This is a genomic window from Actinoplanes italicus (assembly GCF_003001815.1).
Lineage (GTDB): Bacteria > Actinomycetota > Actinomycetes > Mycobacteriales > Micromonosporaceae > Actinoplanes > Actinoplanes italicus.
Genome location: NZ_PVMZ01000003.1, coordinates 525,992 through 548,641 on the forward strand (window position 1 = coordinate 525,992; position 22,650 = coordinate 548,641).

Genomic DNA, 22,650 nt, shown 5'->3' on the forward strand with positions numbered 1-22,650 from the left:
GTGATGGGGTTCAACAATCCGGATGTTCCCTGGTCACGGCTGGAGGGGGCACTCTCCGGCCGGGTGGTGGACCCGCTCGCGGTGGACGGCGACGGCGGCGACTCGCCGGCGTGGTCGCGCAAGCGGGAGCCGTACCGCGCGGCGCCGAACCTGATCCGGGCGGAGAGCCGGACCAGGTACGCCGAACTGCACTGCCACACCAACTTCAGCTTCCTCGACGGGGCCAGCCATCCGGACGAGCTGGCCGAGGAGGCGGCGCGGCTGGGTCTGACCGGCCTGGCGGTCACCGATCATGACGGCCTCTACGGGGTGGTCCGGTTCTCCCAGGCGGCCCGGGAGCTGAAACTGCCCACGATCTTCGGCGCCGAGCTGTCGCTGGGCCTGACCCGCCCGCGCAGCGGCGAGCCCGACCCGGAGGGCCCGCACCTGCTGGCACTCGCGCACGGTCACGAGGGGTACGCCCGGCTGGCCCGGGTGATCTCCGAGGCGCAGCTGCGGGGCGGGGAGAAGGGCCGTCCCGTCTACGGCAGCCTGGAGCAGGTGGCCGAGCTGCTGTGCGACCACGTCCTGGTGCTGACCGGCTGCCGCAAGGGCACGGTCCCGCTGGCACTGGCCACCGGAGGGGTGCAGCGCGCGGCGTACGAGCTGGATCGTCTGATCTCGAATTTCGGCGCCCCGAATGTGGCCGTCGAGCTCACCGATCACGGCGACCCCTACGACGACGACCGCAATGACGCCCTGTCGGAGCTGGCCCGCAGCCGCCGGCTGGAGGTGGTGGCCACCGGCAACGTGCACTACGCGGTTCCGTCGCGCCGCCGTCTGGCGACCGCCCTGTCCGCGGTCCGGGCCCGGCGCAGCCTGGACGAGATGGACGGCTGGCTGCCCGCGGCCGGCACCGCCCACCTGCGCAGCGGTGACGAGATGGCCCGCCGCTTCGCCGCCTATCCGGGTGCCGTGGAGAACGCCGCCATGTACGGAGGTGACCTGGCCTTCGACCTGAATCTGGTCGCGCCGAGGCTGCCGGACTACCCGGTTCCACCGGGGCACACCGAGATGAGCTGGCTGCGCGAGCTGACCATGCGGGGCGCGGGGGAGCGTTACCGGGACCAGCCGAAGGCCTATGAACAGCTGGAATACGAGCTCCGCATGATCGAGGAGCTGGGCTTCCCCGGCTACTTCCTGGTCGTGTACGACATCGTCCGGTTCTGCCGGGACAGCGACATCTACTGCCAGGGCCGTGGTTCGGCGGCCAATTCGGCGGTCTGTTACGCGTTGCGGATCACCAACGTCGACGCGGTGAAGCACCGGCTGCTCTTCGAACGGTTCCTCACCCCGGAACGCGACGGCCCGCCGGACATCGACGTCGACATCGAGTCGGACCGGCGCGAGGAGGTCATCCAGCACGTCTACGGCAAGTACGGCCGGGAGCACACCGCCCAGGTCGCGAACGTGATCTCCTACCGTCCCCGGTCGGCGGTGCGGGACATGGCGCGGGCGTTCGGGTTCTCCCCGGGCCAGCAGGACGCGTGGAGCAAGCAGATCGACCGCTGGGGCGACGTTGCCTCCGCCGACAGCGACATTCCGCAACACGTGGTGGACTTCGCCAACGAGGTCCAGAACTTCCCCCGCCATCTGGGCATCCACTCCGGCGGCATGGTCATCTGCGACCGCCCGATCATCGAGGTCTGCCCGGTGGAGTGGGGCCGGATGCCGGGCCGCACGGTCCTGCAGTGGGACAAGGACGACTGCGCCGCCGTCGACCTGGTCAAGTTCGACCTGCTCGGGCTCGGCATGCTGTCGGCGCTGCACTACGCGTACGACATGATCGAGGACACGCTCGACATCGGCACGATGCCGCTCGACGATCCCGAGGTCTACGCGATGCTGTGCCGGGCCGACTCGGTCGGGGTGTTCCAGGTGGAAAGCCGAGCGCAGATGGCGACGCTGCCCCGCCTCAAGCCGGGTGAGTTCTATGACCTGGTCATCGAGGTGGCGCTGATCCGGCCCGGCCCGATCCAGGGCGGCTCGGTTCACCCGTACATCAGAAGAAAGAATGGTCTCGAGAAACCGGACGTGCCGCATCCGCTGATGAGGAACGCCCTGGCCAAGACGCTCGGGGTGCCGCTCTTCCAGGAGCAGTTGATGCAGCTCGCGATCGATGTCGCCGGCTTCGACCCGGCCGAGGCGGATCAGCTGCGGCGTGCGATGGGCGCCAAGAGATCGATAGAGAAAATGCAGAGGATCAAGACGCGGCTGTACGAGGGAATGGCCGCGAACGGGATCAGCGGTGCGCTCGCCGACGACCTTTTCGTGAAGTTGTCGGCGTTCGCCAGCTACGGCTTCCCGGAGAGCCACGCCATGAGCTTCGCCTATCTCGTCTACGCGAGCGCCTGGCTGAAGCGGTATCACCCGGCGGCGTTCTGCGCGGCCCTGCTCAACGCGCAGCCGATGGGCTTCTACTCGCCGCAGACGCTGGTCGACGACGCGCGCCGGCACGGCGTCGAGGTGCGGCGGCCGGACATCAACCTCAGTGACGCGGCGGCGACGCTGGAGAGCACGCCGGGGAGCCAGGCCAGGAACGGGCCGGGGGAGCCTCCGCACGCGTGGGGGCTCGGTGGTCCGGCTGTCCGGCAGGGCCTCTCCCGCGTCCGTACGATCGGCGCCGAACTCGCCGAGCGGATCGAGCAGGAACGGCGAGCCCATGGCCCCTACCGGTCGATGACGGATCTCGCGCGGCGTACCGGATGCTCCGCCGGCCATCTGGAGGCCCTCGCCACCGCCGACGCCTTCGCGGGTTTCGGGTTGTCACGCCGGGAGGCGTTGTGGGCCGCGGGAGCGGCCGCCCAGGACAAGCCGGACCGCCTTCCGGGGACGGTGACCGGCGTCGAGGCGCCGACCCTGCCCGGCATGAGCGATGTGGACGTGCTGGTCGCGGACGTGTGGGCGACCGGGTTGTCGCCGGAGACACATCCGGCGCGGTTCCTGCGCGACGAACTGGCGCGGGCCGGTGCGCTGCCGATCGCGGCACTGGCCGAGGTGGAGGGCGGCACCCGGGTGCGGGTCGGCGGGATCGTCACGCACCGGCAGCGGCCGGCGACCGCGGGCGGGGTGACGTTCGTGAACCTGGAGGACGAGACCGGGATGCTGAACGTGACCTGCTCGCCGGGGTTGTGGCTGCGCTACCGGCGGGTGGCCCGCACGAGTACGGCGCTGCTGGTGCGCGGCCGCCTGGAGAAGGTGGAGGGGGTGCTCAACCTGATCGCGGACCGGCTCGACGCGGTGTCGCCGCCGGTCGCGTCGACCTCGCGCGATTTCCGGTGATTCGCACCTATAGCGGCGTATGATGCACTGCGAAAGTCATCCGGGGGGTGCATCATGATCCGAACGATGATCGGTCTCGCCGCGGCGCTCGCCGTGCTCACCGGCCAGCCCGGGCCGGCACACGCCGGGAGCGGCGCCAGCCTCACGTTCACCTATCAGGACAAACAGGCGAAGCTGACCTGCGATCCGACCGGCGGCGGCCATCCGAAGGCGATTCAGGCCTGCGCCACCCTGCGCGGCGCCGACGGCAACCCGTCCAAGCTCAAGGGCGGCGACTCGCTCTGCATCCTGCTCTACCAGCCGGTCACCGCGCGGATCAAGGGAACGTGGCAGGGCCGGACGGTGCGGTGGCAGCAGACGTACGGCAACAGCTGCGAGATGAACCGCGCCACCGGTGTCCTCTTCGACTTTTAGATAGGTGCCGCCGCTAGGCTGCTGGCGTGGAGACTTCTGCGCGTACCGGCCGCCCGCACGTCACGGCACGCACCGCCGCGGTGTGGGCCGTCATCCGGCGCGAGCTCGACCGGCAGGCCGGCCGTGAGCTGACCGTGCTCGACGTCGGCGGCGGGACCGGCGGGTTCGCGGTGCCGCTCGCCGAGGGTGGCCACACCGTCACGGTGATCGACGCGAGCCCCGACGCACTCGCCGCACTGACCCGCCGTGCCGCCGACGCGGGCGTCGCCGACCGGGTCCGGGCCGTGCAGGGCGACGGCGACGCGCTGGCGTCCCTGGTCGCGCCGGGTAGCGCCGACCTCATCCTCTGCCATTCGGTGCTCGAGGTCGTCGACGAGCCGGTCAAGGTGGTCGCCGCGATCGCGGGGGCGCTGTGCCCGGGCGGCGCGGTCAGCCTGCTGGTGGCGGGCCGGGCCGCGGCGGTTCTCGGCCGGGCCGTCAACGGCCACCTCAAGGCGGCGGCGTCGCTGGTCACCGACCCGGCGGGCCGGTCCGGGCCGCGTGACACGCTGCTTCGCCGCTACGACGCGGCGGGGGCCACCGAACTGCTCACCGACGCGGGGCTCGAGGTCGAACAGACCCATGGCGTACGTGTGATCGCCGATCTCCTGCCGGCGGCGGTGCTCGAGGAGGACCCGCAGGCGGTCCTCGAACTCGAACTGGAACTCAGCAGCCGGGCGCCGTTCCGGGACGTCGCGTCCCAGCTGCACCTGTTCGCCCGCCGTCCGGCCGGGCGTGACGGCTCGTCATGACCATCTCGTCCGGGCGGGCCGCAGGCTCCGGCTCGGCCTACACCGGATGGGCTCCGGGGCCCCTGCCCGGTGACGGGCTGCCGGCGGAGGCGTTCCGCCGGGTGGCGCCCGCCTACGGCACGGGGAGTCTGGCCGATCTGCTGCCCAGCGTCTGCGCCGTCCTCGGGGTGCCGGGGTTTGCCGACGTGCTCGGTCTCGGCGTTCCACTGGACGGGGTGGACCGGGTCGGGGTGCTGCTGGTGGACGGCCTCGGGGCGTATCAGATACCGCTCGCCGCTCCGTTCGCGCCGGTGCTGGCCTCGCTCCCGGGCTCGACCCTGACCGCGGGATTCCCGTCCACCACCCCGGTCAGCCTGGTCACCATCGGCACCGGGACGCCGCCGGGAGCACACGGCGTCCTCGGTTTCACCGTCCAGCGGCCGGACGGGCGGACGCTCAACCACATCCACTGGGGTGACGACCCGGATCCGTACGTCTGGCAGCCGAGGCCGACCGTCCTGGAGACCGCCGCGGCGGCCGGCGTCGCGGTCACCGTGGTCAGCCGCTCCCTCTACAGGGGCACCGGCCTGAGCGTGGCCGCCAACCGGGGCGGCAACTACCACGTGGCCGACGACGGGCCGGCGGTCGCCGAAGGGATGCTGGCCGCCCTGCGTGCCGGGCCCGGCCTGGTCTACGGCTACCACCCCGACCTCGACAAGGCCGGCCACGAGGACGGGGTGGGATCCCCCGCCTGGGAGGAGGCGGCCCGCGGGGTCGATCTCATCCTGGACCGGCTCGCCCACGAACTGCCGCCGGGAGCCGCCGTGCTGGTGATCGCCGACCACGGCCAGCTCAACGTGCCGGTCGAGGACCGCTACGACCTGTCCACCGGCCCGCTGGCCGACGGCCTGGACGGCGTGGCCGGCGAACCGCGGTTGCGCTATCTGCACGTCGCCGACGGTGCGGTGGACGATGTGATCGCGACCTGGCGGGAGGTGCTCGGCCCCGACGCCCGGGTGCTGCGCCGGGACGAGGCGATCGGCGAGGGATGGTACGGCCCGGTACCGCCCGCGCACGCCGGCAGGATCGGTGACGTGGTCGTGTTCTGCCAGGGCCGGGCGGTCGTGGTCGCCAGCGACCGGGAACCCGGGCGCGCCGCTCAGCTGATCGCCTACCACGGGTCGTTCACGGCGGCCGAGATGACCGTACCGTTGTTGATCGTCCGATAAGATCTATTTGCGTCAGTCGATTTACCCGCCTCCCGGCGTCCTCTCTCCGGATCATGTGTTGAGGCAGCTCACGGGCCGTGATCAGGGCCACATGCTGCGGTGACGGACGCTTTGTGCGGCTGGGTGATCGGTCTTTTGGGACGAACCGATCTTCCGGACACGGAAAATCACCCGCACTCGGCGGTCGTCCCGCTTTCCGACCCGCCAAGCCGCTCGTAGACTTGCGTGATAAGGCAGCCGACGGCTGCCCCGCAATGACACCTGCACCACCCCGACCCCAGCACGGGGCCGGACATGCGCCCGGGGAGGAATGCCGTGCCGCTCTCGGAGCACGAGCAGCGGCTGTTCGATCAGATCGAGCGGTCGCTTGCCGAGGACCCCAAGTTCGCCTCGGCTGTGCGGGCCAGCGACCCGCGTTTCCACGCACGGCGCCGGTTCCTCGTCGCCGCGTTCGTGATCATCCTTGGCCTGGCTCTCCTCGTCTACGGAGCCGTCAGCCAGAACACGCCGCTCGGCGTCGCCGGATTCGTCGTGATGCTCGGATCGGCGGCCTTCGCGATGCAGTCGCGCCGCCGCACCCAGGCGCCCGACCTGAAATCCGTCGGCGGCACCGCGTCCCGGCGCACCCGCCAGGGCGGCAGCCGCAAGAGCGGCGGCTTCCTCGAACGCCTTGAGGACCGCTGGCGTCAGCGCCCGGAGGGCCATCGCTGACCCACCCCGAGCCGGCCGACGAAGCCGGCTCCCGACGAACGGCGGCCGCCCCTCGGCCGCCGTCGTCGTGCGCCCCTGCGCGCCCTGCTGCGAGGGGCGTTCTACCGCTGGTCGGGTTCCTCGGCCCCGGTCTCCCGGTCTCCCGGTCTCCCGGTCTCCCGGTCTCCCGGTCTCCCGGTCTCCCGGTCTCCCGGTCTCCCGGTCTCCCGGTCTCCCGGTCTCCCGGTCTCCCGGTCTCCCGGTCTCCCGGTCTCCCGGTCTCCCGGTCTCCCGGTCTCCCGGCCTCCCGGCCTCCCGGCCTCCCGGCCTCCCGGCCTCCCGGCCTCCCGGCCTCCCGGCCTCCCGGCCTCCCGGCCTGATGATGTGGGGGTGTGATGGGGCCGCAAGTCACCACGCTGGCGGCCTTGTGGGGATGCGGACGCGGCTCGGCCCTGCGCCAGGCGCTCCGGTGCCCACGGCATGCATGGTGACCGGAGTCGGATCGGAACCTGCGGCCCACCGGCACTGCGCCATGGCGACCTCTCGCGGTCAGGGTCTCTGGTCGGCGACGGGCCGGATGGCCGATCTTGGTCACCGTCGCCGCCCGCGCCCCACCACGATCTTGAGCGAATCCCCCCAGCACTGACCAGCATCCAAGGTCCACAGCGGCTGCCGGTGTTGGGCATTCAATGCCGTCAGGACGGTGAGGGCGGCGCAAGATCTCGGAGCCAAGGCCGGCACGAGATCAGGTAGGGCGAATTTGTGGATCTGGATGCTATTGGCCGCTCGACTGTTGCCTTTCGGGCGTTGCTACGTCCGTTGCGTGGTTACTTGCGTTTATCCGCGCCGCGATCGCGACGCGGACCGTCGTTCTCGACTGCGTGGTGATCTGCGCCCGTATGTGCGCCGCGGATCGCCACGCGGGTTGTCGCTTCTGGTTGTATGGTGTTCTGCGCCCGTATTTGCGCCGCGGATCGCCACGCGGGCCGTCGTTCTTGATTGCGCGGTGACCCGCGCCGCGGATCGCCACGCGGGCCGTCGTTCTTGATTGCGCGGTGATCCCGCGCCGCGGATCGCCACGCGGGCCGTCGTTCTCGATTGCGCGGTGACCCGCGCCCGTATACGCACCGTAGGTCACCGCGCAACCGGGAGGCGGACCTCTACGTCTTGGACCCGGCGTGCGGGTGCTGGGCGTCGGCTCGGGTGCTGCGCTGGTGGGTTTTGAGGCGCTGCCCAAGAAGCGGCCGCCCGGGTCGCGGTCCTGAACGATCGCGCCAGTCAGGTGTCGGCGCGGCAGGTAGCGGTGTGGCACGGGGCTGTTCGGAGGCTTGTCGGCTGGGTGGTGTGAGGGGAAACGAAAGGCGCCGCCCCGGAGGACGGCGCCTTTCGTGGTCGGACCGGCTCAGCGGGAACGGGACAGGAGCCGGCGTGGGTTGAAGCGGGTCAGGGACTCGCGGATCCCGGTCAGGCGTTCCGCTGTACGGGTGGACCACTCGGCCAGGCCCAACCGCCAGCTGAGAAGCACCGATGGTGGCAGCAGCGCGGCGCGGAGCCTGGTCCGGGCGGAGGCCGCCGCGGACATTCCGGAACGGATCCGGCGCAGCGCGGCGGTCAGTTCGGCGCCCTGCAGGGGCGTGCGGGCGTAGCGGGCACGCTCCTCGGCCGTACCCAGCAGGGTCGCGGCGTCGGCCGGCTCGCCGTCGAGAGACAGGTCACGGATCAGGCGCTGGGTGGTGATCCGTGGTGTCTCGGTCGGGTCCACCGGGACTCGGAAGTCGATCATCGAGTCGATCAGTTCGTCCCAGGCGGCGTGTGCGTCCTCCCGGGCCTGGCCGGACTCGGCGGTGACGGTGAGGTCGGTGGCGCCCTCGGCGGCCAGGACGGTTGGTGCGGCCGGTGCCGTCGCGGCGTGCCTGCGTTTGCGGACCAGCACCCGGCGCAGGGCCGGGATCAGCAGCAACGCGAGGATCAGGGCGACTCCAGCGGCGATCCACAGGGCCGTCCAGTCGGTCTGCTCGGTGACCGTGCCGGTGTCGGCGTCGGGGCCGCCGTCGGCGTTCGCGCGGTTCTCCCCGTTGGCCGCGCCCGGGTCGGCCGACGAGTCCGGGCCCGGCTCGCCGGTGTCCGCGGAGGCGGAGGCGGTCGGGGCGGGACGGTCGACGTCGGGCGCCCAGTTCGACGCTCCTCGGGCGGAGCCGGTCACCCCGGTGCTCGGGGTGGCGTCGAACGGCACCCAGCCGAAGCCCTGGAAGTAGACCTCGGTCCAGGCGTGGGCGTTGCGGTTGGTGATCGAGTACGTGCCCGGCCCGGTCTGGGACCCGCGGGTGAAGCCGAACGCCACCCGTGCCGGGACGCCGGCCGCCCGGACCATCCACGCCATCGCCGCCGCGTACTGCTGGCAGTATCCGGCCTTGTTGGTCAGGAACTCGGCGATCTCCGACGCTTTCCCGGTGGTCGTGGCGGACAGGCTGTAGCGGAAACCGTTGTCCTTGGAGAACCAGTTGTAGATCGCCCGGACCTTGTCGTAATCGCTGCTCTTGCCGGTGATCAGCCGCTTGACCGTGGCGTCGACGGTGGCGTCGCCGGGGGTCGCGGTGTAGGCGGCCCGCAGCGGGTCGTCCGCGGGCAGCGGCGCGGCCTGCTGAAGCAGCCTCGGGCTGTACTTCGCCCGCATGTACGTGAAGGTGTACTTCTGATCGCGCGTGGTGAACCGGTTCGAGTAGAGGACCTGCTGCTTCTCGTCGTACGCCCACGGGCCCTCGAGCCCGTCGACCACGGTCGGGTACGTGTACACCGGCGCCATGTTCTGCTGGAGGTCCTTGGTGATCTCCAACTCGGCGCGGTACTCGGTGTAGTCGGCGTTCCGGGTGGCCGCCGCCCGCCGTGGGTCGGGCAGCCCGAGCGCCAGCGCGCGGCCCCGGGGCGCCTCGTGGCCGAAGCCGTTCTCGGTCAGCACGTCGGCGATCGCGAACCGCAGGTAGAACGGCTCAGGCTCGTCGGTGGTGACCTTGAGCAGGGGCACCGTGGCATTCTGGTTGAGCTGGCCGCTGAGCGAGGCGAACAGGTTGATCCGCCCGGTGCCGGTGCCCGAATTGCCGCCCGGCCCGCTGTTGCTCTGGGTGAGCTGGGTGAGCAGACCGCCGGTCACCGTCGGCACGCCGAGCGGGACCACCACCGCGACCAGCACGCCGACCACGCCGATCCGGCGGCCGGCCGCTGCCAGCGGGGAGGGTTCCCAGACGTCCACGTCGCGGCCGTCTCCGGTGAACCGGCGCCCGAAGCGCCGCACCCGGTCGACGTTGTCGGCGACGAGCAGCCACAGGAAGCCCGCGGCGCCGATCACGAACGGGATCGCCGGGACGCTGTCCAGGTAGACCGCGACCGGGATCGAGTAGATCGCCAGCATCGGCAGACCGGCCAGCGCCGGCCGGCGGAACACCGCGGTGAGCAGGTCGACCACGATGACGACCGAGCCGACACCGAGGACCGCCACGAAGAGCAGGCCGTCCCGGTCGGGTACGGGCACGCCGTACGACCGGGTGTCCTCACCGGCCTGCCGGACCAGATCCGCGAAGTGCGAGAGCGTGTCCGGCGTCGGGATGATGATCTCTTTACCGCTGGGGAAGAGCCAGGTCAGCGCCAGGACCAGGGCCAGAGTCATGCTCAGGGCCTGCGCCCACGTGGGGAACCGGAAGGTCCGGGTGGCCATTGCGGCGCCCTCGATCAGGGCCACGGTCAGAACGCACTGCGCGATCCAGGTCCAGGACTCGAAGATCGCCGACAGCGGCGCGGCGGCCAGGAGGGTGGCCGCGGCGGCCACCAGGCCGAGACGGCGGCGGCCGGTCATCGGATCACCCCGCTGACGGTCTCCGCCATCGCGGCGCGGTAGGCGAAACCCTGCGATCCACGGGCCACGCTGGGCCAGAGTGCCGCGAGTGTCTCGCCGTGCGACACCGGCACCGACCGCCAGCCCGCCCGGACCAGGGCGAGGGCAGCGGCCGCGTGCTCGCGTTCGGCTTCGGTGCCGGACGACGCCGGTGCCCAGGTGCCGGTGTCGATGGCGAAGCCGATGCAGGTCGCGCCGTTGCCGCGCAGACCGCTGAGCATCTCCGCCTCGGCCACCGTGAGGGCCCCGAACAGGCCGATCACCAGGCCGCCGTCGTTACGCCGCCGGACGTGCTCGATGAGCACCGAGACGTCACTGTCCTGGTCGGCCTTCACGTCCGCCAGGGTGTCCAGGATCAGGCCCTCGCCGCCGCCCTCGGAGGCGTCGATGTCGGTGCCCGAGCCGGTCACCATGCGAACCTTGTAACCCGACTCGCGCAGGTGGACCGCGATGCTGGCGGCCGCCGAGACGGCCCACTCGAAGCTGGCGGTCGGCCCCTCGCCGCGGTGGGCGTAGGACCGGGTGTCGAGCACGACCGTGGCCCGGCTCTCCCAGGGCTGCTCCTCGCGGCGCACCATCAGCTCACCGGTCCGGGCAGTCGAGCGCCAGTGCACCCGGCGCAGGTCGTCGCCGCGGCGGTACTCGCGGGTGGCCGCGTCGTCCTCGCCGTGCACCGCCACCGACCGCGCCCGGCTCTCGCCGGTGCCGGCGTACTCCCCGGCCAGACGCACCCGCGGCAGCGGGAACACCTGCGGAATCACGGTCAGCCGGTCCACGCTCGGGAAGGAGCGGGTCAGCTCGCACAGCCCGAACGGGTCGGTGAGCCGGACCATCAGCGGGCCGATCGGGTAGCGCCCGCGGACGTCGGCGCGCACCGTGTACGCCACCGAGCTGGCCTGGTGGGCTCCGAGCCGCTCCAGTACGACCCGGGGACGGCTGCCCAGCGCATACGGCAGACGGTCCTCCAGGAGCATCGTGCCGGTGGGCAGCCGGGACAGGTTCTGCAGGCGCAGGATGACCCGCGCGCTGGATCCGACCGGTGCCCGGCCCGGCTCCAGCGAGCGGGTGCACGCCAGCTTGTAGCGGCTCCGGCCGACATACCAGGCGGCCAGCAGCGGGAGGACGGCCAGTAGAACCGCCACCCGTAGCAGGTCGCTCTCGCCGAGGATGAGCGCGGAGACCGCGGCGGCGACCGCCGCGGCCAGGAACGAGCGGCCGCGCGTGGTGAGTCCCCGCAGCGCCTCCCGCATGCTCACCGCCCCCGGGACTCGTAGGAGGCGCGGCCGTCGCGGGTGTCGTAGGGATTGCGGGCGTGCGGCAGGGGCAGCCGGTGCACGATCTCCGACACGATCGCGTCCGTCGTCCGCCGGTTCAGCTGGGCGTCCGAGGTCGGGATGATGCGGTGCGCCAGGACCGGCACGGCGAGCGCCTGCAGGTCGTCGGGGAGCACGTAGTCGCGGCCCTCGAGCGCGGCCACCGCCTTCGCCGTGCGGATCAGCTGCAGGGTGGACCGGGGCGATGCGCCGAGCCGGATCTCCGGAGCCTCCCGGGTCGCGGTGACCAGGGCGATCGCGTACTGCTGGACGGCGTCGGCGGCGTGTACCGCGCGGGCGGTCTCGATCAGCCGGCGGACCATGGCCGCGTCAGCGACGGCGCGCAGGTCGTTGAGCGGGTCGTGGTCGCCGTGCCCGCTGAGCATGGCCAGCTCGGCGCGGGGGTCCGGGTAACCCATGGCGATACGGGCGGTGAACCGGTCGCGCTGCGCCTCGGGGAGGGGGTAGGTGCCCTCCATCTCGATCGGGTTCTGCGTCGCGACCACCATGAACGGCGCCTGCAGCTCATAGGTGGTGCCGTCGACCGTGACCTGCCGCTCCTCCATGCACTCCAGGAGGGCGGACTGGGTCTTCGGTGACGCCCGGTTGATCTCGTCGCCGACCACCAGGTTGGCGAAGACGGCGCCCGGCTTGAACTCGAAGTCGCGCGTCTCCTGGTTGTAGACGCTGACACCGGTCACGTCGCTGGGCAGCAGGTCGGGGGTGAACTGGATGCGCCGCACCGAGCAGTCGATCGAGCGGGCGAGCGCCTTGGCCAGTTTCGTCTTGCCGACGCCCGGCACGTCCTCGATCAGCAGGTGGCCCTCGGCGATCAGGACCGCGAGAGCCAGTCGCACCGTCGCGCTCTTGCCCTCGATGACCTGTTCGATGTTGGCCATGATGGCTTGCGCAGCGGCGCGGAACTCGGCGCTCGTCAGCGGGCCTGACGGCTCGCCCCAGGTCGGCGTTGTCACGGGCCTCCTCCATAACGTGTCTACCCCCGTAGGGCGGAGATCACCCACCGTCAAGGGCACCGTAAGGTCGCGGGCGCCCAGCGGCCGTGGGCCTCCGGCGCTCGCCACCCGTCCCCACAGGTTAGCCCCGTCCGCGCGCAACGCCGAAAGGCCTGATGAGGGGGGATTCGGACGAACGTGACCTTCCGCCATCCCAGGCCGGTCGCCTGTGGACAGCCGGGAGTATGTCACGCGCCCGCCATACCGGTCGCCGTCCGTGACGGACGAGGAGTACCATGCACGCATGGCTCGGTTCGTTCTGCTCCTTAGCCGGCCGTGCTGATCCGCTGACCGATCGCGGACCAGGCACGGCAACCCCTCCTGTGCGAGGGGCTTTTTTGTGCCCTTCGGAGCCTCCCGATCATTGAAGACGAGACGAGATGGTGGAGATGAGCGAGACCGAGACCCCGCCCTTCCGGTACACAGCGGCGCTGGCCGGTGAGATCGAGCAGCGCTGGCAGGACTTCTGGGACGCGAACGGGACGTTCTACGCGCCCAATCCGGCCGGTGAGCTGGCCGATCCCGAGCACCCCCGCGCGGGTGCCCCCAAACTGCACGTCCAGGACATGTTCCCGTACCCGTCCGGCGCCGGCCTGCACGTCGGGCACCCGCTGGGCTACATCGGCACCGACTGCTACACCCGCTACAAGCGGCAGGCCGGCTACAACGTGCTGCACCCGATGGGCTTCGACGCGTTCGGCCTGCCCGCCGAGCAGTACGCGGTGCAGACCGGCACCCACCCTGCGGTCACCACCGCGGCGAACGTCGAGCGCTACAAGCAGCAGCTGAAGAGACTGGGACTGGCGTACGACGAACGCCGTTCCTTCTCGACGACCGACCCCGAGTACTACCGCTGGACCCAGTGGATCTTCCTGCAGATCTTCAACTCCTGGTTCGACCCGGCGGTCAACAAGGCACGACCCATTCAAGAGCTGATCGATTCGTACGAGTCAGGCGCTCGTGGTTCTGAGTGGGCCGGTCTGTCCGCCGTCGAGAAGCGGAAGCTGATCGACGACCACCGCCTGGCGTACGTCTCCGAGGCGCCGGTCAACTGGTGCCCCGGCCTGGGCACCGTGCTGGCCAACGAGGAGGTCACCCCGGACGGCAGGTCCGAGCGCGGTAACTTCCCGGTCTTCCAGCGCAGCCTGAAGCAGTGGATGATGCGGATCACGGCGTACGGCGATCGCCTGGTCGAGGACCTGGACGCGCTGGACTGGCCGGACCCGGTCAAGCTGATGCAGCGCAACTGGATCGGCCGGTCGCGCGGTGCCCACGTCGACTTCCCGGTCGACGGCTCGGACGGTGTGATCAAGGTGTTCACCACCCGCCCGGACACCCTGTTCGGCGCCACCTACATGGTGCTGGCGCCCGAGCACGAGCTGGTCGAGCGGATCGTCCCGGCCGCCTGGCCGGACGGCACCCACACGGTCTGGACCGGCGGTGCCGCGACCCCGGCCGAGGCGGTGGAGAACTACCGCCGCGAGGCCGCCGCGAAGACCGAGGAGGAGCGGACCGCCGACGGCAAGGTCAAGACGGGCGTCTTCACTGGTGCGTTCGCGGTCAACCCGGTCAACGGCGCGCGGATCCCGGTCTTCATCGCCGACTACGTGCTGGCCGGCTACGGCACCGGCGCGATCATGGCGGTTCCCGGCCAGGACGAGCGCGACTGGGCGTTCGCCGAGGTCTTCGAGCTGCCGATCATCCGTACCGTAGAGGCTCCTGAAGGTTTTGAAGGGGCTTTCACCGGCGACGGACCGGCGATCAACAGCGAGTGGCTGGACGGCAAGGGCGTCGCCGAGGCCAAGGCCGCGATGATCGAGTGGCTGGAGGCGAACGGCAAGGGCACCGGGGCGACCACCTACCGCCTGCGGGACTGGCTGTTCAGCCGCCAGCGCTACTGGGGCGAGCCGTTCCCGATCGTCTACGACGAGACCGGCCTGCCGATCGCGCTGCCCGAGTCGATGCTGCCGGTCGTGCTGCCGGACGTCGACGACTTCTCGCCGCGCACCTTCGACCCGGACGACGCGAACTCCGAGCCGGAGACCCCGCTGTCGCGCAAGAAGGACTGGGTCCAGGTCGAGCTGGACCTGGGTGACGGCCTGAAGACGTACACCCGCGAGACCAACACCATGCCCCAGTGGGCCGGTTCCTGCTGGTACGAGCTGCGCTACCTGGACCCGAAGAACGAGAAGTCCCTGGTCGACCCGGAGAACGAGGCCTACTGGATGGGCCCCCGTTCCGAGGGCGACGCCGGTGGTGTCGACCTGTACGTCGGTGGCGTCGAGCACGCCGTGCTGCACCTGCTGTACGCCCGTTTCTGGCACAAGGTGCTGTTCGACCTGGGCCACGTCTCGTCGTTCGAGCCCTTCAAGAAGCTGTTCAACCAGGGCTACATCCAGGCGTACGCGTACCAGGACGCCCGTGGCTTCTACGTGCCGGCCGAGGAGGTCGTCGAGCGCGACGGCAAGTACTTCCACGGCGACGTCGAGGTCGCCCGCAGCTACGGCAAGATGGGCAAGTCGCTGAAGAACGTCGTCACCCCCGACGAGATGTGCGAGCAGTACGGCGCCGACACGTTCCGGGTGTACGAGATGGCGATGGGCCCGCTGGACGTCTCCCGCCCCTGGGAGACCCGCGCCGTCGTCGGATCGCAGCGCTTCCTGCAGCGTGCCTGGCGTCTGGTGGTCGACGAGGAGACCGGCGCCGTCCGTGTCTCCGACGAGCCGCTGGACCCGAAGACCCGCAAGGTTCTGCACCGGATCATCGCCGGGGTCCGCGAGGACATGGAGGAGCTGCGGTTCAACACCGCGATCGCCAAGCTGATCGAGCTGACGAACACGCTGACCCCGCTGGGCACGGTGTCCCGTGAGGCGATCGAGCCGCTGGTCCTGATGACCTCGCCGTTCGCGCCGCACATGGCCGAGGAACTGTGGGCCAAGCTGGGACACGAGGGCTCGCTGGCGTACACCGAGTTCCCGGTCGCCGACCCGGCCCAGCTGGTCGCCGACGCCATCACCTACCCGGTGCAGGTCAACGGCAAGGTCCGCGGCCGGGTCGAGGTCTCCCCGGAGACCGGCGAGGACGAGGTCCGCGCGGCCGCGCTGGCCGCCGTCGCCGAGGCACTGGCCGGCAAGGAGCCGAAGAAGGTCATCGTGGTGAAGGGACGCCTGGTCAGCGTCGTCGTCTGACCACGTATTGGTACGGCCCGCTCTCGAGTCCGGGGGCGGGCCGTTCACCTGCTTGGATGGGGGCATGCCTGACGTGCTGTCCGTCGAACCGCTCACCGCACCCGTCGACGCGACCGTCCGGCCACCAGGCTCCAAGAGCATCACCAACCGGGCGCTGCTCTGCGCCGCCCTCGCCCCCGGCACCTCCACGCTGACCGGCGCGCTCTTCGCCGACGACACCCGCGCCATGATGGGTGCGATCGCCGCGCTCGGCGCGACCGTCGCCCTCGACGAGGAACACCACACCGTCACGGTCACCGGCATCGACCCGGCCGTCACCGGTGGCGCCGGCACGATCGACGCCCGTCAGTCCGGCACCACCTCACGGTTCCTCCTGCCCGCGGCCGCGCTGCTCGCCGGGCGGACCGTCGTGGACGGCACCGAGCAGCTGCGGGCGCGGCCGTTCGGGCCGGTCCTCGACGCGCTGCGGCAGATCGGTGCCGAGGTGGAGGAACTCGGTGCGCCCGGCTTCCTGCCCGCGGCCGTGCACGGTCCCGCGCACGGCGGTCCGGTCCAGGTCAGCGGCCACATCTCCAGCCAGTTCCTCTCCGGACTCCTGATGGCCGGTCCGCTGATGGCACGCGGCCTCGACGTCTCGCTCACGTCGCCGCTGGTCTCGGTGCCCTATGTGGAGATGACCAAGGCGGTCATGGCGGCCTTCGGGGTGACCGTCGACGGCCTCACCGTCGCGTCCGGCGGCTACCGGGCCACCGGCTACGCGATCGAGCCGGACGCCAGCGCGGCGTCCTACTTCCTCGGTGCGGCGGCCATCACCGGCGGCAGGGTCACGGTCTCCGGTCTGGGCACCGAGAGCCTTCAAGGGGATGTACGGTTCGCCGACGTCCTGGAACGGATGGGTGCCTCGGTGACCCGCACCGCGGACTCGCTGACCGTCCGTGGCACCGGCAGCCTCCAGGGAGTCGACGTCGACATGGCCGACATCTCGGATACCGCGCAGACGCTGGCCGCGGTGGCCGTCTTCGCCGACTCGCCGACCCGGGTCCGCGGCATCGGCTTCATCCGCGGCAAGGAGACCGACCGGGTCGGCGCCGTCGTCACCGAGTTGCGCAGGGCCGGCATCGACGCGGTCGAGGACGCCGACGGCTTCACGATCCACCCGGGCGGGCCGAGGCCGACCCGGTTCGCCACCTACGAGGACCACCGGATGGCGATGAGCCTGTCCCTGATCGGTCTGCGCGCCCCCGGCATCGAGATCGTCGACCCGGGCTGTGTGGCGAAGACCTACCCCGCCTACTTCACCGACCTGGCGGCACTCACCCGCTGACCCCGCGCCGCCTTACCCGACGCCCTACGCCCAGCCCCGCCCGCCGACCTGTCTGGCCCGCCCGCCGACCTGTCTGGCCCGCCCGCCGACCTGCCTGGCCCGCCTCCGCCTGTCTGGCTCGCGTCCGCCTGTCTGGCTCGCGCGCCTGCTGCCGCTGCGTGCCTATCGCCGCTGCGTGCCTGTCGATCCGCAAGGCTGTCAGCCGCGTGGCCGCCGCCGCGTGCGAGCTGCCGTTGCCGCGTACCTGCTGCTGGCCTGGTGGTGCTGCGTGCCTGTCGATCCGCGTGGCCGTCGCTGCGGCCGTGCCTGCTGCCGCGTGTCAGTTGCCGTTTGCCGCGCGCCAGCTGCCGCCGCGTGTCTGTCGATCCGCGTGGTCGTCGCCCCGCTGTCGTGTGACTGTCGCTGTTGCGCGCCCGCCGCCGCGTGCGAGCTGCCGTTGCCGCGTACCTGCTGCTGGCCTGGTGGTGCTGCGTGCCTGTCGATCCGCGTGGCCGTCGCTGCGGCCGTGCCTGCTGCCGCGTGTCAGTTGCCGTTGCCGCGCGCCAGCTGCCGCCGCGTGTCTGTCGATCCGCGTGGTCGTCGCCCCGCTGTCGTGTGACTGTCGCTGTTGCGCGCCCGCCGCCGTTGATCTTGTGGGGTTTGGCCCTCTGTGCCGCCGGAACCTCACAAGATCTGTGGGTTGGGTCGCTGCTTGTCGGTGGGTGCCGCCGCCTGGTGCTGATCTTGTGGAGTTTGGGTTGAGCAGGCGGCGCAACCTCACAAGATCTGTGGGTTGGGTGGCGATTGCGCTGAGGCATGCTGTCCGCGCCTAGGTGCCCGTGTCGGACGGGTCGATGGAACCGGCCCGTTCATCTCCCGCGGAGTGCGGGACGCGGGCGGAGCGCGGGCGCAGTGCGGGGCGAGGTGCGGGCGCGGGGCGGAGCGCGAGTGCGGGCACGGGCGGAGCGCGGGGTGCGGAGTGCGGGTGCCGGCGGAGCGCGGGTGCGGAGCGCGGGTGCGGGCACGGGCGGAGCGCGGGGTGCGGAGCGCGGGGTGCGGAGCGCGGGTGCGGGCACGGGCGGAGCGCGGGGTGCGGAGCGCGGGTGCGGGCATGGGCGGAGTGCGGGGTGCGGTGCGCGGGGTGCGGGGTGCCGGGCGGAGTGCGCGGGTGTGGTGCGGGGTGCGGTGCGCGGGGTGCGGGGTGCCGGGCGGAGTGCGCGGGTGTGGTGCGGGGTGTGGGTCATTGCGTGGGTGTAGCGCGCTTTGGGCGTACGACAGGAGGGTGTTGATCTTTGGGGTTGATCAGGCCGGGATGGGGGTTGCCGCGTCCCGGCGGGCGGTGTGACGCCAGCGGAGGATGATCGCGGTGGAGAGCACGAAGCTGAACGCCGCCGGGGCCAGGGTCAGGAAGTTCATGTCGCCGGGGGCGGCGACCGCCGCGCCGATGATGGCGTAGGTGACCGTGGATGGGATGGCGGCGATCGTGGTGCCGAGCAGGTAGCGCTTGCGGCAGACGCTGGTGGTGCCGTAGGCGTAGCCGACCAGGCCGAACGGCGCGAGGGGCAGGAAGCGGACCAGAAGCACCGCGGCCAGGCCCCGGCGGTTGAGCCAGCCGTCGAGGCGTGCCAGGCGGCTGCCGGCGCGGGCCTGCAGAGCGCCCCGCCCGGCCCAGCGGCCCGCGTAGTACGTGGCGACCGCGGCGATCACCGCGGCGGCCAGGGCGGCGGCGCCACCGGTCACGGCGCCGAGCAGGGCGCCGCAGGTCATGGTGATGAGCGTACGAGGCACGAGCACCGACAGCAGCATGCCGCCGAGGACCGCGACCGCGAAGACAGCACTGGGTCCCATCGCCGACAGCGTGTCGGCGATCTCCCGGAGCGGGAGGAGCGCCGCGATGCCCGCGAGCGCGCCCACCCCCGCCGTGAGGAGGCCGAAACGGATGGCGCGGCGCTTCCAGCCGGCAGCGGGGACGACTGCCTGAGAGTCCGCGGGGTCAACGCCCGCTGGGGCGGTCAGGTTGTCGGTCGTCATGCAGGCCTACCGCCCCAACTGTCGTCGGTTCAGGACAAGGTCGTGCAGTTCACGCTGGGCTCGCGGCGGCGAGCCGTTCGTTGCGGAGCCGGTCGGCCCAGGTGTCGTCGAGCGGGGAAAGCCTATCCGCGCCGGTTGCCCAACGCAGTAGCAGATCGGCTATCGCCGGGTTGCGGGCGAGCGCCGGGCCGTGCGAGTAGGTGCCGAGGATCTTGCCTGCCCAGGCCCCTTCGGTCTGGCCGTCGTTGCCGATTCCGGCGGTCACCCGGGCGAGCGGTGCGGCGTGCGCGCCCAGATGGGTACGTCCACCGTGGTTCTCGAACCCGGTCAGCGCCGGCAGGCCGAGCCGCGGGTCGATGTCGCCGCGCAGCTCGCCGACCGCCCGGGTCTCACCGCGGTCCGAGGTGATGTCGAGCAGTCCCAGCCCGGGGCACTTGGCCCCCTTGGCAAAGAACGAGTGACCCATCAACTGGTAACCCGCGCAGATGGCGAGCACCGCGGCGCCCTGGGCGACCGCCTGGTGCAGGCCGCCGTCGGCGATCAGGCGCTGCGCCGCGAGAGACTGCGGGCCGTCCTCGCCGCCACCGATCAGGTAGATGTCGGCGGTGTGCGGCATCCGCTGGTCGGAGCGCACCTCGTAGGTCTCCGCCGGGATGCCCCGGTCGGCGGCGCGACGGGCGAGGATGAGCAGGTTGCCGCGGTCGCCGTAGGTCGAGAGCAGATCGGGGTAGATCCACACGATCCGCAGGGCCTCAGTTGACACGGTCCAACTCCGCTCTGATGTCCTGGAACGCCGTGTAGTTGGCGATCACTTCGAGGCGTCCGGGGGGTACCGAACGGAGCGCCTCGTCGAAACTCTGTACGTGCCGGAACGGCACCTGGTTCACCTGGAGCCGGACGGCCAGGTCGTACGCACGGTCGCCGGTGATCAGCACCGGTCGGTCGCGCAACGGCGAGAAATCGACGTCGTAGAGCCACGACGTGTCGAGGCCATCAGGGTCCCGAGCGTTGATGGAGAGCAGTGTGGGCGCCTGGTCGGCCATGTCGAACGCCTCCAGCCAGCTTGCCGGGTTCTTCGCCAGCAACAAGCGGATGTTGCGACCGTCACGGTCGACCTGGGCGTAGCGGCCGGCGATCGAGGCGACCCGGTTGAGCCGGGGGAGCGCCTCGATCGGGCGGACCCCGAACTCGGCGGCGACGGCCAGCGCGGTGGCCGCGTTGCCGATGTTCACCCTGCCGGGGAGTTGCAGTTTCACCAGGTGCCAGTCACCGCGGGGGTCGATCACGCCCTCGTCCTCGACCACCCACTGCGGGCGTGGCCGGCGCAGCGGGCAGCCGGTGCACCACCAGTCACCCTGGGCGCGCTCGATGGGGTGGCCGCTCTCCGGGCAGACGAACGAGTCGTCCAGCCAGCGCTGGCCGGCGCTGAACCAGGTGGTCTGCGGGCTGCCGGACGCGGCCCAGACGACCATCGGGTCGTCCGAGTTGGCGACGACCTTGATCTCGGGGTGGCCGGCGAGCTTGGTCTTCCACAGCTGCGCCATCATCGCCACCTCCTTGGCCCGGTCGAGCTGGTCGCGGGAGAGATTGAGCAGCGCCACCACCTTGGGACGGGTGGCGTCGATCACCTCGGGGAGGTAGTGCTCGTCGACCTCGAGGACCGCGAAGGGGGTGTGTCCCTCCTTCGCCAGCGCCGAGGTGTGGCCGGTCGGCATGTTGGCGCCGAACGAGTTGGTGGCGACCCGGCCGAGCACGCCGACCGCGGCCGCGGTGAGACGCGTCGTGGTGGTCTTTCCGTTCGTGCCGGAGACCAGGGCAACCGCCCGGCCGGACGCGAGGTGGGTCAGGAGGTCCGGGTCGATCTTGAGGCCGATCCAGCCACCGATCACCGAACCGTCGCCGCGTCCCGCGGCCCTGGAGAGCGCCGCGGCGGTCTTCGACACGGAGGTCGCGACCTTGGCGATGAGAGGCATCTTCCCGTCCGTCACGCCGCCGAGGGTACCGGACTCGAACATTACGTCGCGTTGCCAGACCGTCAAGATCACGGTCAGTCGAGCGTTTTCCCCGGTCCGGGCTTTTCGGACGTGTGCCACGGTCGTGGCTGGACTAATTATGTGTTCTGGTTCACCCGTAACCCTCCACGTAAAGTTATCTACTGACTGCATTGAGTAGCGGCATTTGTCTCGCGGAGATAACAAACTGGACACCGACAACTGTGCCAATCACGGAGCGTGACATCAACCGCGCTGACGATCATGGCGGGACTCGGGTACGAAAGATTCGCTGGCGGCACCCGCTCGCCGGCCGTACCGATCCGGTTCACGCCGAGCCCCACCCCGGGCCGGACGGTGCGACACCGCACTTAGCCAGACCAATCAAGGCATTCGGGGGTGGGGACGGGGGACCCATTACCGGTCTCTCCCGTGCTGCCTCGGTGGCGCGTCGTCTGTGGCGGCGCATCGTCGATTCGGTGGCGCAACGTCGCTTCGGCGCCGTGATCGGGAGGACCTTGGGGTGAAGCCGCCCACCCGCGGCCGGGCATGCCTTCCCGCCCGAACCCGACAGCTAACCTCGCAGGCGTGCCGGAGGGATCTCTCTACCGTGCACGAGCACACCTCGCACCGGCGCCGTCGCGCTTCCGTCGGCACCGGTACCGTCGCTCTGTCCCTGGGTCTCTGCCTCTGCGCCGGGCAGTTGATCGCCGCCTCACCCGCGGCAGCCGCCTCGGCCACCGCAGCCGTGGTCGCCAGCCCGGTCGCCGCCGCTGCGGCTCCGGTGATCACCCCCCAGCTGGCCGCGACGACCAGTACCCGGAACCTTCCCTGGGGCTCCACCCTCAAGGTCACCGCCAAGGTCATCGACCCGTCCTCCGGCAAGGTCGCCAAGGGCACGGTCCGCCTCCAGGCCTGGCAGAACGGCGCCTGGCGCACCTGGGACACCGAGACCGTCCGCAGTGGCGCGGTCACCCTGGCCGTCAAGCCGACGTCCAGCGTCTGGCTCCGCACCGTCTTCACCGGCACCGGCTACAACCAGCGGGTCACCGGCAAGGTCAAGGTCAACGTCAAGGCGAGCGGCGCCAAGGTGCTCGCCGAGGCCAAGAAGCACAAGGGCGCGCTGTACAAGTACGGCGCCTCCGGGCCGAAGCGGTTCGACTGCTCGGGCTTCACCAAGTACGTCTACAAGAAGGCGGCCGGCAAGAGCCTGCCGCACAAGGCGAACTCGCAGCAGAAGTACGGCAAGGCTGTCGCCAAGAGCAACAAGAAGGTCGGCGACCTGATCATCTTCCGGAACGGGTCGTACGGGTACCACGCCGGCATCTACGCCGGTAACGGGTACGTCTACGACTCGCCCCACACCGGAGCCCGGGTCGGCAAGCACAAGATCTGGAACAAGAACTACGTGGTACGCCGGCTGGTCGCCTGATCCGTGCCGCAGCGGCAGTGGGTCGGTTCCGTCTGGATGCCTGAGCCCTGTCGCGTAGCGGCAGAGGCT

The 22,650-nt window shown here is 71.0% G+C and carries 14 protein-coding genes and 1 riboswitch; of the genes, 8 read left to right on the top strand and 6 right to left on the bottom strand.

Going from position 1 to position 22,650, the window contains the following annotated elements:
• Positions 1 to 3: 3 nt before the first annotated feature.
• The 5 genes from CLV67_RS10375 to CLV67_RS10395 all read left to right on the top strand — a co-directional run bounded on the left by CLV67_RS10375 (position 4) and on the right by CLV67_RS10395 (position 6,445).
• Positions 4 to 3,321, top strand: coding sequence for an error-prone DNA polymerase (locus CLV67_RS10375; RefSeq protein WP_106316958.1), 3,318 nt, complete (start codon positions 4 to 6; stop codon positions 3,319 to 3,321).
• A gap of 54 nt (positions 3,322 to 3,375) precedes the next feature.
• The gene (locus tag CLV67_RS10380; RefSeq protein WP_106316959.1) at positions 3,376 to 3,735 is read left to right on the top strand and encodes an SSI family serine proteinase inhibitor; all 360 of its coding nucleotides are present in this window, start codon (positions 3,376 to 3,378) and stop codon (positions 3,733 to 3,735) included.
• A 26-nt stretch (positions 3,736 to 3,761) separates the two neighbouring features.
• Complete coding sequence (locus tag CLV67_RS10385) at positions 3,762 to 4,526, top strand: methyltransferase domain-containing protein (RefSeq protein WP_106316960.1); 765 nt, start codon at positions 3,762 to 3,764, stop codon at positions 4,524 to 4,526.
• Positions 4,523 to 5,734, top strand: coding sequence for an alkaline phosphatase family protein (locus tag CLV67_RS10390; protein WP_106316961.1), 1,212 nt, complete (start codon positions 4,523 to 4,525; stop codon positions 5,732 to 5,734). The genes CLV67_RS10385 and CLV67_RS10390 overlap by 4 nt, the downstream gene beginning before the upstream one ends.
• Positions 5,735 to 6,049: 315 nt before the next feature.
• Positions 6,050 to 6,445, top strand: coding sequence for a DUF3040 domain-containing protein (locus CLV67_RS10395; RefSeq protein WP_106316962.1), 396 nt, complete (start codon positions 6,050 to 6,052; stop codon positions 6,443 to 6,445).
• A gap of 1,381 nt (positions 6,446 to 7,826) precedes the next feature.
• On the opposite strand, the gene CLV67_RS10400 is transcribed toward CLV67_RS10395, so the two are convergent.
• The 3 genes from CLV67_RS10400 to CLV67_RS10410 are packed head-to-tail and all read right to left on the bottom strand — an operon-like array spanning position 7,827 to position 12,597.
• Positions 7,827 to 10,271, bottom strand: a complete 2,445-nt coding sequence (locus CLV67_RS10400) for a transglutaminase TgpA family protein (protein WP_106316963.1) — start codon at positions 10,269 to 10,271, stop codon at positions 7,827 to 7,829.
• Positions 10,268 to 11,560: a DUF58 domain-containing protein gene (locus tag CLV67_RS10405; RefSeq protein WP_106316964.1), complete on the bottom strand. Its 1,293-nt coding sequence runs from the start codon at positions 11,558 to 11,560 to the stop codon at positions 10,268 to 10,270. Before CLV67_RS10405 ends, CLV67_RS10400 begins: the two co-directional genes overlap by 4 nt.
• Positions 11,561 to 11,562: 2 nt before the next feature.
• On the bottom strand, positions 11,563 to 12,597 hold the full coding sequence (locus CLV67_RS10410) for an AAA family ATPase (RefSeq protein ID WP_106316965.1): 1,035 nt from the start codon (positions 12,595 to 12,597) through the stop codon (positions 11,563 to 11,565).
• A gap of 419 nt (positions 12,598 to 13,016) precedes the next feature.
• On the opposite strand from CLV67_RS10410, the gene leuS reads away from it, so the two are divergent.
• Together leuS and aroA are read left to right on the top strand one after the other, a co-directional pair.
• Positions 13,017 to 15,824, top strand: coding sequence for a leucine--tRNA ligase (gene leuS / locus CLV67_RS10415; RefSeq protein ID WP_203737924.1), 2,808 nt, complete (start codon positions 13,017 to 13,019; stop codon positions 15,822 to 15,824).
• A gap of 64 nt (positions 15,825 to 15,888) precedes the next feature.
• Positions 15,889 to 17,148: a 3-phosphoshikimate 1-carboxyvinyltransferase gene (gene aroA / locus CLV67_RS10420; protein WP_106316966.1), complete on the top strand. Its 1,260-nt coding sequence runs from the start codon at positions 15,889 to 15,891 to the stop codon at positions 17,146 to 17,148.
• Between the two features lie 1,281 nt (positions 17,149 to 18,429).
• Here aroA and CLV67_RS10425 read toward each other — a convergent pair.
• The 3 genes from CLV67_RS10425 to CLV67_RS10435 are packed head-to-tail and all read right to left on the bottom strand — an operon-like array spanning position 18,430 to position 21,131.
• Positions 18,430 to 19,158: a TVP38/TMEM64 family protein gene (locus tag CLV67_RS10425; RefSeq protein ID WP_106316967.1), complete on the bottom strand. Its 729-nt coding sequence runs from the start codon at positions 19,156 to 19,158 to the stop codon at positions 18,430 to 18,432.
• Positions 19,159 to 19,207: 49 nt separating this feature from the next.
• Positions 19,208 to 19,921 carry a type 1 glutamine amidotransferase gene (locus CLV67_RS10430; RefSeq protein WP_106316968.1) on the bottom strand — a complete coding sequence of 238 codons (714 nt, stop codon included), beginning with the start codon at positions 19,919 to 19,921 and terminating at the stop codon, positions 19,208 to 19,210.
• Positions 19,911 to 21,131, bottom strand: coding sequence for a MurT ligase domain-containing protein (locus tag CLV67_RS10435; RefSeq protein ID WP_106317168.1), 1,221 nt, complete (start codon positions 21,129 to 21,131; stop codon positions 19,911 to 19,913). The genes CLV67_RS10430 and CLV67_RS10435 overlap by 11 nt, the downstream gene beginning before the upstream one ends.
• 496 nt (positions 21,132 to 21,627) lie before the next feature.
• Positions 21,628 to 21,753, top strand: a riboswitch (cyclic di-AMP (ydaO/yuaA leader).
• A gap of 6 nt (positions 21,754 to 21,759) precedes the next feature.
• Here CLV67_RS10435 and CLV67_RS10440 point away from each other — a divergent pair.
• Positions 21,760 to 22,581 (top strand): C40 family peptidase, encoded by an 822-nt coding sequence (locus CLV67_RS10440; RefSeq protein WP_170153800.1) that lies wholly within the window; start codon positions 21,760 to 21,762, stop codon positions 22,579 to 22,581.
• Positions 22,582 to 22,650: the final 69 nt, after the last annotated feature.